General features: G+C 66.5%; 10 protein-coding genes and 1 tRNA gene. 7 read left to right on the plus strand and 4 right to left on the minus strand.

The window, feature by feature from the left end:
• The first annotated feature begins 10 nt into the window (after positions 1-10).
• Both dnaG and AU187_RS03820 read left to right on the plus strand, forming a co-directional pair.
• Complete coding sequence (gene dnaG / locus AU187_RS03815) at positions 11-1,942, plus strand: DNA primase (protein ID WP_059102461.1); 1,932 nt, start codon at positions 11-13, stop codon at positions 1,940-1,942.
• A 64-nt stretch (positions 1,943-2,006) separates the two neighbouring features.
• Positions 2,007-2,303, plus strand: coding sequence for a DUF7155 family protein (locus AU187_RS03820; protein ID WP_059102462.1), 297 nt, complete (start codon positions 2,007-2,009; stop codon positions 2,301-2,303).
• Here the strand turns inward: AU187_RS03820 and AU187_RS03825 are convergent.
• Positions 2,300-2,554 (minus strand): hypothetical protein, encoded by a 255-nt coding sequence (locus AU187_RS03825; protein ID WP_059102463.1) that lies wholly within the window; start codon positions 2,552-2,554, stop codon positions 2,300-2,302. The genes AU187_RS03820 and AU187_RS03825 overlap by 4 nt on opposite strands.
• A gap of 148 nt (positions 2,555-2,702) precedes the next feature.
• Here AU187_RS03825 and AU187_RS03830 point away from each other — a divergent pair.
• The 4 genes from AU187_RS03830 to AU187_RS03845 all read left to right on the plus strand — a co-directional run bounded on the left by AU187_RS03830 (position 2,703) and on the right by AU187_RS03845 (position 6,143).
• Positions 2,703-2,778 (plus strand) — tRNA-Asn (locus AU187_RS03830).
• A gap of 74 nt (positions 2,779-2,852) precedes the next feature.
• On the plus strand, positions 2,853-3,221 hold the full coding sequence (locus tag AU187_RS03835; protein ID WP_059102464.1) for a hypothetical protein: 369 nt from the start codon (positions 2,853-2,855) through the stop codon (positions 3,219-3,221).
• Positions 3,222-3,390: 169 nt separating this feature from the next.
• A complete protein-coding gene (locus AU187_RS03840) occupies positions 3,391-5,676 on the plus strand; it encodes a DUF5005 domain-containing protein (RefSeq protein WP_059102465.1) in 2,286 nt (761 codons plus the stop codon).
• Between the two features lie 2 nt (positions 5,677-5,678).
• Positions 5,679-6,143 (plus strand): hypothetical protein, encoded by a 465-nt coding sequence (locus tag AU187_RS03845; RefSeq protein ID WP_059102466.1) that lies wholly within the window; start codon positions 5,679-5,681, stop codon positions 6,141-6,143.
• A 6-nt stretch (positions 6,144-6,149) separates the two neighbouring features.
• Here AU187_RS03845 and AU187_RS03850 read toward each other — a convergent pair whose 3' ends face one another.
• Positions 6,150-8,123, minus strand: coding sequence for an acyl-CoA dehydrogenase family protein (locus AU187_RS03850; RefSeq protein WP_059102467.1), 1,974 nt, complete (start codon positions 8,121-8,123; stop codon positions 6,150-6,152).
• Positions 8,124-8,225: 102 nt separating this feature from the next.
• Here AU187_RS03850 and AU187_RS03855 point away from each other — a divergent pair, with 102 nt between their 5' ends.
• Positions 8,226-8,954 (plus strand): VIT1/CCC1 transporter family protein, encoded by a 729-nt coding sequence (locus tag AU187_RS03855; protein WP_059102468.1) that lies wholly within the window; start codon positions 8,226-8,228, stop codon positions 8,952-8,954.
• Positions 8,955-8,964: 10 nt separating this feature from the next.
• Here the strand turns inward: AU187_RS03855 and AU187_RS03860 are convergent, their stop codons facing one another.
• Positions 8,965-10,173, minus strand: coding sequence for an MFS transporter (locus tag AU187_RS03860; protein ID WP_059102469.1), 1,209 nt, complete (start codon positions 10,171-10,173; stop codon positions 8,965-8,967).
• 23 nt (positions 10,174-10,196) lie between these two features.
• On the minus strand, positions 10,197-10,637 hold the full coding sequence (locus AU187_RS03865; RefSeq protein ID WP_059102470.1) for a MarR family winged helix-turn-helix transcriptional regulator: 441 nt from the start codon (positions 10,635-10,637) through the stop codon (positions 10,197-10,199).
• Positions 10,638-10,648: the final 11 nt, after the last annotated feature.

A 10,648-nucleotide genomic window follows, 5' to 3' on the forward strand; every position in this document is an offset into this window, starting at 1 on the left:
GACTGGCCCGGTGGCCGGCCGCATTCCTGATCGCGACATCGCGGCCATCCGTGACCAGGTTCGCATCGAGGACGTCGTCGGCGACTACGTGCAGCTGCGGCGGGCCGGTGCAGACTCGATGAAGGGTCTGTGTCCGTTTCACGACGAGAAGTCGCCGTCGTTTCATGTGCGGCCCAACCACGGCCACTTCCACTGTTTCGGCTGCGGTGAGGGTGGCGACGTCTACGCGTTCGTCCAGAAGATCGAACACGTCAGCTTCGTCGAATCGGTCGAACTGCTCGCCGACCGCGTCGGCTACACGATCACCTACACCGGCGCGTCGACCACGAACGTGCAGCGCGACCGCGGCAGCCGCAGCCGGTTGCTTGCGGCCAACGCGGCCGCGCAGGAGTTCTACGCGACCGCGCTGGAGTCCGACGAGGCCGCGCCCGCGCGCCAGTACCTGATCGAACGCAACTTCGACGCTCAGGCGGCCAAGCGGTTCGGCTGCGGCTTCGCCCCGTCCGGCTGGGACACGCTCACAAAACACCTGCTGCGCAAGGGATTCGAGTTCAAGGAGCTCGAGGCGGCCGGGCTGTCCCGCGAAGGCAAACGCGGACCGATGGACCGCTTCCACCGCCGGCTGCTGTGGCCGATCAGGGCCAGCGGCAGCGAGGTGATCGGTTTCGGCGCCCGACGCATCTTCGACGACGACCCGATGGAAGCCAAGTACGTCAACACACCCGAAACCGTGCTGTACAAGAAGTCCTCGGTGCTGTTCGGACTGGACCTGGCCAAGCGCGACATCGCCAAGGGGCATCAGGCCGTGGTGGTCGAGGGCTACACCGACGTAATGGCCATGCACCTGTCCGGGGTGACGACGGCGGTCGCGTCGTGCGGAACCGCGTTCGGCGACGACCACCTGTCGATGCTGCGGCGACTGATGATGGACGACAATTTCTTTCGCGGCGAACTGATCTACGTCTTCGACGGGGACGCCGCGGGGCGCGCCGCGGCGATCAAGGCGTTCGAGGGTGAGCAGAACCTGGCGGGGCAGTCGTTCGTGGCGGTGGCCCCAGAAGAGAAATTAGCCGGGATGGATCCGTGTGACATCCGGCTTCATTTCGGCGAGGGTGCGCTGCGCGATCTGGTGGCGCGACGAACTCCGTTGTTCGAGTTCGCGATTCGCACCGCGCTGGCCGAGCACGACCTCGACAGCGCAGAGGGCCGGGTGTCGGCGCTACGCCGGTGCGTACCGATGGTGGCGCGCATCAAGGAGCCGATGCTGCGCGACGAGTACGCCCGACGGCTGGCGGGCTGGGTCGGCTGGGCCGACGACACGCAGGTGTTGACGCGGGTTCGCGAGGAGGCCCAGAAGCGCGGTCTGCCCGACCGCGGCGGTCGGCGGCGCGGCGCGACCGAACAGGCGCAGCCGCGCAGAGCCCGCACCCCCGAGGCGGGGCCGCGGCCCGATCCGGCCGATCCGACGCTGTGGCCGCAGCGCGAAGCGCTCAAATCCGCGCTGCAGTATCCGGCGCTGGCGGGCCCGGTGTTCGACTCGCTGACCGTCGAGAGCTTCACGCATCCGGGTTATGCCGCGGTGCGACAGGCCATCGAGGCCGCCGGCGGGACGTCGACGGGGCGGTCCGGCGCGGAATGGATCGAGACGGTCCGCTCCAACGTCGCGACGCCCGCGGCGGCGAACCTGGTCAACGAACTGGGAGTCGAGGCCATCAACGTCGACGACGACGAGCGGTTGCCGCGCTACATCGGCGGGGTGCTGGCCCGGCTGCAGGAGGTGTGGGTGGGCCGCCAGATCGCCGAGGTGAAGTCCAAGCTGCAGCGCATGTCGCCGGTTGAGCAGGGCGACGAGTATCACGCGTTGTTCGGGGACCTGGTCGCGATGGAGGCGTATCGCCGCAGCCTGCTGGAACAGGCGAGCGGCGACGACATCTCTGCGTAGCAGGTGGTAACGCGATATGGTGGGCGCGCTATAAACCGTCGGAGACGGTCAGGAAGGCGGGCACGTGACATCGATCAACAACCGGGCGCGGCGGCTCGTCGCTGCAGGCGCGTTCGCGGTGGCCGCGGTCGCGGCTCCGTTCGCGGCAGCCGTGCTGGGATCGACGGCGATTGATGCTCAGGCAGCGCCGGCCTGCCTGGCATGGTTCGGCAACAAGGAAGACGGCAAGTGCCTGTCGTACTCCAACGGCAACGGCGTCAACGTCGGCACACCGGAGGTCGGCCTCAACGGATCGGACGGGGTCGGCATCAACACTTCGCCCATGTTCCCCGGCCAGACCATCAACGACCCGTACCGTTAACGGACCTTCTCTCCTTGCTCGACATCGGGGCCGATCACCGTCGTCCCGTTGTCGATCTCCGTCAACGTGACCATCGGCGGGTCCGGCGACACCCGATCGGCGATCTTGCGCCGACCGGCGTCGATCACGGCTTTGGCCGCCGGGCTCTCGGTGACCGCCTTGTAGGTTCCGGCGATCTGCTCATATCGGCGACGGCCGGCCTTCGAGCCCAGTACATAGCCGACACCCAATACGACGAAATACCCGATCACTGGGTCCCTTCCAGACGACGGTGTGTTCGGTCCCATCCTGCCTCACGTACCTGAGAGCGCGCGGGGCGACGGCGTATTGGCGGGTTCTGCGAGACGTAGGCTAGAGTCAACCCCCGGCCCGCACACTAGCGTGATCGCGGGTGAGCAGTCCCCTGTAGCTCAATTGGCAGAGCATTCGGCTGTTAACCGAAGGGTTGCTGGTTCGAGTCCAGCCGGGGGAGCCACCATCGTCCCGACTCCCCGATCTTCCGCCGTGTCGGCGCCGTCACAGCGCTCGCCGGCAGCGCATGATGGGCGCATGGCCGATGCAGGGTTCTGGATCGCGTGGGGAATCCCCGCGCGCGGACGCGAAGTGCACGCTCTCGAACTCCTCAGACAGTCCACGACGGGCTATCTCGACCGCCTCCAGCGCGACGGGAGAATCGAGCGCTTCGACACCGCGATCCTTCGTCCGCAGAGCGTCGAACTCGGCGGGTTCATCCTGATCCAAGGCTCCCAGGAGCAGATCGACGCTCTGCGCCGCGACGACGAATTCCAGCAGTGGGTCACCCAGATCCAACTGGTGGCCGACCGGGTCGGAATGGTCGACGCCTGGGTCAACGACGGCCTCGGCGAGGCCATGGGACTGTACGACGAAGCGCTGCGCAAGGCCGGCCTGCTCTCCTAGTCGGCGTTGCTGGCCCCGGGGCCAGTCGCCAAAACCCGTACACGATCAGAACCACAGGGACGCTTGTTGCTCATGCGACATTTGTCCTTTTTGCTGCGCGGTGCCTGCCGGTGCTATTAAATGGCGCTAATTGACGGGGAGGGGGATTTCTTTCTCGTGGAGGGGAAGCGTGGGCGCAGCAAGGTACATCGGTCGTGTCGGCGGATTGGCCGTCGCTCTGGGCGTGGGCAGTGCGATTGCCTCGGGACACGGCATCGCAGCGGCCGAAACCACCGACTCACAACCAGGTAACTCCGCCAACTCCGAGCAATCCTCGACAGAGCCGTCGGGCGGATCCGGGACCGGTGCCGCGACTTCAGCGACCGGCGTGACCACGGGTTCCAGTCGGACGTCGACAGAGACAGAGACCGAGACGGAGACCGAGACCGATACCGACGGTCCGTCCGACGCGGACGCCGACGAGTCGAAGAACTCGACGACTACAACCACCGTCACCGGTGGTGTGACGGTCAGCGCGCAGACCAACACCGGGTCGGCGCCCGACGCCAAAGCACCGGAGGTCACCGTCGCCGCCGAGACGACGGCGACACCAGACGAGCCGAAACCGGAACCAGAACCCGAGCCCACCGCGACGACAGAACCCGAACCAACGCGGACGCCGACAGCCGAACCGACCGCGACGCCGACAGCCGAACCGACGGTAACGCCGACAGCCGAGCCGGCCAAGAACTCAGTGGAAACTGCTGCGCGCAAACCGGATTCATCTCCATCGTCACAGTCGAAGCCCGACGGGGCCGCTACTGCGGCGATCGAACAACCGTCCGCCAGCGCTACGGCACGCACGGTACAGTCGGTCTCGAATCCCGCTGCGGCGGTTCAGGAACCGACCAGGTTCGCAGTATTCGCCGATGCCCGTTCGTTGGCGGCGACGACCGACGACGTATCGTCGACGATGGCCGCTTTTCAGCCGACGTCGGCGACTACCCCGACCGCGCCGCCGAACCTGTTCACCACGGTGGCCAATGTCGTGTCCAGCGCGATCAATTGGGTCCTCAACCCGTTGGCCGGCACGGCGCCGACGACGCCCGCGCAACCGCCGCTGATCTGGGGCCTGCTCGCATTCGCTCGCCGCGAATTCGAGAACCTCTTCTCGGCGTTGACGGGGCGGCCCACCCCGACGGCGACGACGCTGGTGGAACCCGCGACCAGGCTGGCGCTCGCAGCAGCGGCGGCGCCGGCGGGACCGCTCTACTCGCCCTTCCCCAACCCACAGGTGAGCCCGTCGACACAATTCGTTTCCTGGGTGACGGGCGCGTACAAATATCCCAACGATCCCCTCAGCGGATATTCGGACCTGATGGCCAACACCGTCGACCGCTACCGGGTGGGCGGCACGGACCTCGGCATCATGTGGGACAACGGCATTCCCGACGATCCGAACACGCCGATCAACGAACACCAGATCCTGATCGCCGTCGGCGACACGTTCGCCGACGGGAACATGTCGGTGGACTGGCGGTCCAACACCATCTTCCGCAGCTCCGACTGGGACCTCGCCAACGGGATCGAGATTCCCAACGGTCAGTGGTACACCGGCAACATGTTCGGCGGCGCGCCGTTGGGACCCGACGGCAACCCGAACCGGGCCAGGCAGGTCATCTTCGCCGAAGGTCTGCCCGCCGGTGTGACGCTCATCCCGACTGCGGGAATCTCGGTACCCACACCGGGCTCGCGGTTCGGCGCCATCCAGTACGTCAGTTTCATGTCGGTGTCCCAGTGGGGCTCACCGGGTTCGTGGACGACGAACTACTCGGCGATCGCGTGGTCCGACGACAACGGCGAGACCTTCCATGTCGCGCCGCAGACCGTCCGCTACAACCAGCCGTGGAGCGGCAACCAGAACTTCCAGCAGTCGGCGTTCGTCCGGCCCGGCGACGGATACGTCTACATGTACGGCACCCCCAACGGTCGACAAGGTGCCGCGTACCTGTCGCGGGTGCCCGAACAGGACATTCTGGACCTGACCAAGTACGAGTACTGGAACGGCGGAAACGCCGGCTTCTTCGGCTGGGGAGCGACCCCGGCCGGCTGGCGCAAGAACGACCCCGCCGCGGCCACGGCCGTGTTCGGAGTAGACCAGGGTGCCTGCGGCGTCGCCAATCCCGGCAACCAGGTCAGCGAAATGTCCGTGCAGTACAACAAGCAGTTGAACAAATATGTGGTGCTCCACGGCGATCAGTTCAACAACATCGTGATGCGGACGTCGGACACCCCGCAGGGCACCTGGTCGAGCGCGAAGGTCCTGATGAGCCAGCAGCCCGGCGGCATCTACGCGCCGATGATGCATCCGTGGTCGCCGTCGACCCAGGGCACCGGTACCGACCTGTACTGGAACCTGTCGTTGTGGGACGACTACAACGTCATGCTGATGCGCACGGACCTGTCCAAGGTGTGAGCATGCTCAGACTGGCGCTCATCGGAATTCTCGTCGCACTGGCCAGCGCGCCGGTGGCCTGCGCTGAACCCGGCGCGCCACCCGGAAGCGGCAGCTGCACAGCGGATCTCGAGGGCGCGATGACGCGGATGCCCGATGCCGACGGCCCGTCGGTGTGCCGGGGTGGTGCATGGCAGCCGGTGACCACGCCGCAACCGCCGGCCGATCGCTGGGTGAGCTTCGGCTCGCCGCTCAAACTGCACGGACAAGGCATGCGCAATCCGGACATGGTCTCGGGCAAATGGACTGCGACGCCTCAGAATTCGGCTGCGCAGTGCCGCGTGCAACAGCAGGAAGTGGTGATTCCCGGCCAGCTCAGCGCACCGGCAACGGCTGTCGGAGAGCCGGGTCAACGCCTGCAGTTCGAGGTGCCGCCCAGGATGTTCTTGATCGAACTGAGCGGCGACTGCCTGTGGGAGCGCCGCTGACCGCTTCTACTTCGGCTCGATCGTGCCCGCGCTGATCGCGTTCTGCTCGGTGTGCTCGTCGGCGTCGGGGATGCGCTCGGGGTGCAGCATCTCGGCGTAACGCAACTGCTCGGGGATGCCGAACCCGTCGACGAGCAGCTCCGCGTACGGCCGCAACGTGCGGCAGCGTTCGTTGATGCCGCGGGTGACGGCCTTGGCGCGCTCGGTGGAGATGTAGCGGTGTTCGATGAACCAGGCCTTGTCCTCTTCGATCACCGACAGCGCATACAAGTCGCACACCATGTTGAGGATCTTGCGGGCCTCCTCGTCCTCACATGAGTCGATACCCGCGACGAACGCTTCCAAGATGATGCGGTCGATGTGGGCGCGGGCGCTGTGCAGCACATGGTCTTGCACGGCGTTGAACGCGTCGAACTCGCTCATCTCCTTGGACTTGCCCTGCAGCCGGCGGGCCACCGTCGAGATCATGTACTCCTCGCGGTCCTCGAACATCTGGACCTGGGTGCCCCGGTTGAACAGGCTGCCTTCCTCCTCGTTGTCCTGCCGCGTGTCGAGGACGGTCTGCATGATCGTTTCGGCGGCAGTGCGTTTGAGCACTCGCTCGCCGGCAAAGTTGGCGGCGAACCGCACCCACTCGACCGGGCTCATGCTCTTGATGTCGTCGGCGTACGCCGTGAGCAGCTCCTTGGCCACCAACTGGGTCAGCACGTGATTGTCGCCCTCGAAGGTGGTGAACACATCGGTGTCGGCTTTCAACGCGATCAGCCGGTTCTCGGCCATATAGCCTGCGCCACCGCATGCTTCGCGGGCTTCCTGGATCGCACGGGTGGCATGCCAGGTGTTGGCCGCCTTCAGGCCGGCCGCGCGCGCCTCCAGCTCACGCTGCTCCTCCGGGTCGGGATCCTCGGCGCTCTGCAGGTCATGGCACTTGGCCACGAGCTCGTTCTGGGCGAACTGCAGCGCATAGGATTTCGCGATCAACGGCAGCAGCCGACGCTGATGGACCAGGTAATCCATGATGAGCACTTCGCCCTCGTCGTCAGGGGCAGTGAATTGCCTGCGCTGCAACGCATATCGAGTTGCGATGTCGAGGGCAACCCGCGCTGCGGCCGCCGCGCTGCCGCCGACGGTGACCCTTCCGCGGATCAAGGTGCCCAACATCGTGAAGAACCGGCGGCCGACGTTCTCGATCGGTGAGCTGTACGTGCCGTCGGCAGCCACGTCGCCGTACTTGTTGAGCAGGTTCTCGCGCGGAACCCGGACGTGGTCGAACTGGATGCGGCCGTTGTCGACGCCCGGCAGGCCACCCTTGTAGTGGCAGTCCGACGTGGTCACCCCCGGCAGGTCGTTTCCCTCGTCGTCGCGGATGGGCACCACGAGGCAGTGCACGCCGTGGCCCACCCCGTCCGGCGTGATCAGCTGTGCGAAAACCGCCGCCACACGTGCGGTTTCGGCGGCGCCACCGATGTAGTCCTTGCGCGACGTCGGCGTGGGGGAGTCGATGATGAACTCCTCGGTGGCCGGATCGTAGGTCGCGGTGGTCTCCAGTGACTGCACGTCGCTGCCGTGCCCGGTTTCGGTCATCGCGAAGCAGCCGAGCAGCTCGAGGTCGATGATCTTCTTGACGTACTTCTCATGGTGGCGCTCGGTGCCGAGGTTTTCGATCGCGCCGCCGAACAGGCCCCACTGCACACCGGCCTTGACCATCAGCGACAGGTCGGACATCGCCAGCATCTCGATCTGGGTGACCGCCGCGCCGACGTTTCCGTTGCCGCCGTGCTCCTTCTTGAACCCGTCCTCGGCCGAACCCTGGGCCGCCATGATCTTCAGCTGCTCGGCCACTTTGGTCCTGGCGATGACGGTGTTCGGGGTGTAGTGCGGGCGGAAGATCTCGTTCGACAGTTCCTCGCGCATCCGGTTCTTCACATCGCGCCAACGGCCGTCGAGCGCATTGCACAGATGTTCCGCAGTGGTGGTCATGACTCGACGGTAGCCTTCTGCGCGGCACCGCAAACTGTGATGTCCTAAACCAAGGTGAACCTGAGTGGATCGCCGTCCCGGCGACCGGAGTTGAATCGAGCCATGAGGAACTCCGACGGGCAGCGTATGCAGTGGCGTCCGCATGATTTCGACCACCGCCACAGCGATGTCAGTGGCGGTTGGCTGCGGGCGGCGACGTTCGGCGCGATGGACGGCCTGGTCTCCAACACCGCGCTGATCGCCGGTGTGGGTGCGACGGCCGCGGCGCACACCGTGGTGCTCAGCGGATTCGCCGGTCTGGCGGCGGGCGCCTTCTCGATGGCGCTCGGCGAATACACCTCGGTGAAGACGGCCAATGAGCAGATCGACTCCGAAGTCCTTGTCGAGCGTCGCGCGTTCCGCATGCATCCGCAGGCCGAACGAGCCGAACTCGCCGACGCGTTGGTGCAGATGGGGATGTCGCCGCAGACCGCGTCGGTGGCCACGGAGGAAATCCACCGCGACGAGAACCGCGCGATCAACTTCCACCTGGTGCAGGAGATCGGCATCGACCCCACCGAGAAGCCGTCGCCGGTCATCGCGGCGGTGTCGTCGTTCGTCACGTTCGCGGTCGGCGCGGTGACGCCGCTGATTCCCTACCTCCTCGGTTTCGAGAACCTGTGGCTCGGGCTGCTCTGCGGCGGGCTCGGGTTGATGATCGCCGGTGGCGTGGCATCGCGCTTCACCAGAAAGCCGCTGTGGTTCGCATCGGCACGCCAACTCGTGTTCGGCGCCGCGGCCATCGCCGCGACGTATGTCGTCGGGCTGCTGGTCGGCTCGGTGGTCACCTGAGACGCGTAACTCAGGTGTCGCTGCCGACGCCGATCGCGGTCGCCTCGCTGAATTCGTCGAGTTCGGCTTCCTCGACGTCGATGCCGACCAGATGTGACCGGGTGAGCGCGAGGACGCCTGCACCCAGCAGCACCGCGCCCGCGCCGACCCAGTACGGCATGTGCACGCTGATCTGCTCTCCGAGCACTCCGGCCAGCCACGGCGCCAGCGCGGCGCCGGAGAACCGCACGAAGCTGTAGGCCGCCGAAGCCACGCCGCGCTCGACGGGCGCGGCCTTCATCACGGTCTCGGTGATCAGCGTGTTGTTGACGCCGATGAACAGCCCCGCCACCACCACGCACGTCGCGAGCGCGGCTTTGTTCTCGGTCGCGACGGCCATCACGATCAGCGTCGCCGTCATCGCCAGCAGGTTGACCAACAGCACGGGCACGGTGCCGAACCGGCGCTGAAGCCGCGGCGCCACCACCACCGACGTGAACGCCAGCGCGACGCCCCAGCCGAAGAAGATCAGACCGATCTGGTGTGCGCTCATGTCGAGCGGAAACGGTGTGAAGGCCAGCAGGGTGAAGAACCCGAAGTTGTACAGCAGAGCAGTGATCGCCACACCCAGCAATCCGCGGTGCCGCAGCGCGCGGAACGGATCGGCAAGTGTGGTCGCACGTTCGGCGGGCGGGGTGGAGGGCAGCATCACCGCTGTCACCACGAGCGCAAAAGCCATCAGCGCCGACACGCCGAAAAACGGTCCGCGCCACGAGATCGACCCGAGTACGCCGCCGACAAGCGGGCCGACCGCGATGCCAAGGCCCAGCGCCGCCTCGTAGAGGATGATGGCCTGCGCCACCGAACCGCGCGCCGAGCTGACGATGGTGGCCAGCGCGGTGGCGATGAACAGTGCGTTGCCCAGCCCCCAAAGTGCCCGCCAGCCAACGATTTCCATCACGGTGTCGGACAGCCCGGCCAGGCCGGCGCCGGCGATGATCACGACCAGACCGACCAGCAGTGTGCGCTTGGGACCGATTCGGCTCGCCATCACACCGGTGACGAGCATGGCCACGCCCATCACCGCCATGTAGCTGGTGAACAACAGTGAGACCTGAGACGGCGACGCGTCGAGGTTCTCGGCGATCGGCTTGAGGATCGGGTCGACGAGGCCGATGCCCATGAACGCGACGACGCAGGCGAAGGCAACGGCCCAGACAGCTTTGGGTTGACGCCACATACGGGCGGGTGCTCCTTTGTTGGTTACTTGGTGATGGTGTTGGGTGTGGCCGCGTCCGCAAGTAGCCGGCGCAGCACGCGCACCGCGTCGCTGAGCGTCTCGCGGTCGGCGGCGTCGAGCCGCTCCAGGTACGGATCGATCGCCGCACCGCGGTCCATCCGGACTTGGCGTAGCGTGTCCACGCCCTTGGGGGTGATGCGGATCAGCACCGCGCGCGCGTCCTCGGGGTCGACGGTGCGCGACACCATGCCCGCGTCCTCGAGCCGGCGGACCTGGGTCGTCATCGTCGGCTGCGAGCAGTGGTCGAGCGCGGCGAGGTCGGAGATGCGGGCCTCGCCCTGGTCTTCGATCGTGGACAGCAACCGTGCCTGGGCATAGCCGAGCGGAAGGCGGACGCGCTGTGTGGCCAGGCGGTTGATCCGGGCGACCACGGACAGCAGATCGGCTCCGAGCGTCGGTGTCATGCCAATTACAT

Source organism: Mycobacterium sp. IS-1556 (assembly GCF_001499985.1).
In the GTDB taxonomy this organism is placed as follows: Bacteria; Actinomycetota; Actinomycetes; order Mycobacteriales; family Mycobacteriaceae; genus Mycobacterium.

Coding starts and splice junctions, on each gene's coding strand:
- AU187_RS03855 (WP_059102468.1), top strand. CDS start 8,226: ATGAGGAACTCCGACGGGCAGCGTATGCAGTGGCGTCCGCATGATTTC.
- AU187_RS03835 (WP_059102464.1), top strand. CDS start 2,853: ATGGCCGATGCAGGGTTCTGGATCGCGTGGGGAATCCCCGCGCGCGGA.
- AU187_RS03865 (WP_059102470.1), bottom strand. CDS start 10,637: ATGACACCGACGCTCGGAGCCGATCTGCTGTCCGTGGTCGCCCGGATC.
- AU187_RS03860 (WP_059102469.1), bottom strand. CDS start 10,173: ATGTGGCGTCAACCCAAAGCTGTCTGGGCCGTTGCCTTCGCCTGCGTC.
- AU187_RS03850 (WP_059102467.1), bottom strand. CDS start 8,123: ATGACCACCACTGCGGAACATCTGTGCAATGCGCTCGACGGCCGTTGG.
- AU187_RS03845 (WP_059102466.1), top strand. CDS start 5,679: ATGCTCAGACTGGCGCTCATCGGAATTCTCGTCGCACTGGCCAGCGCG.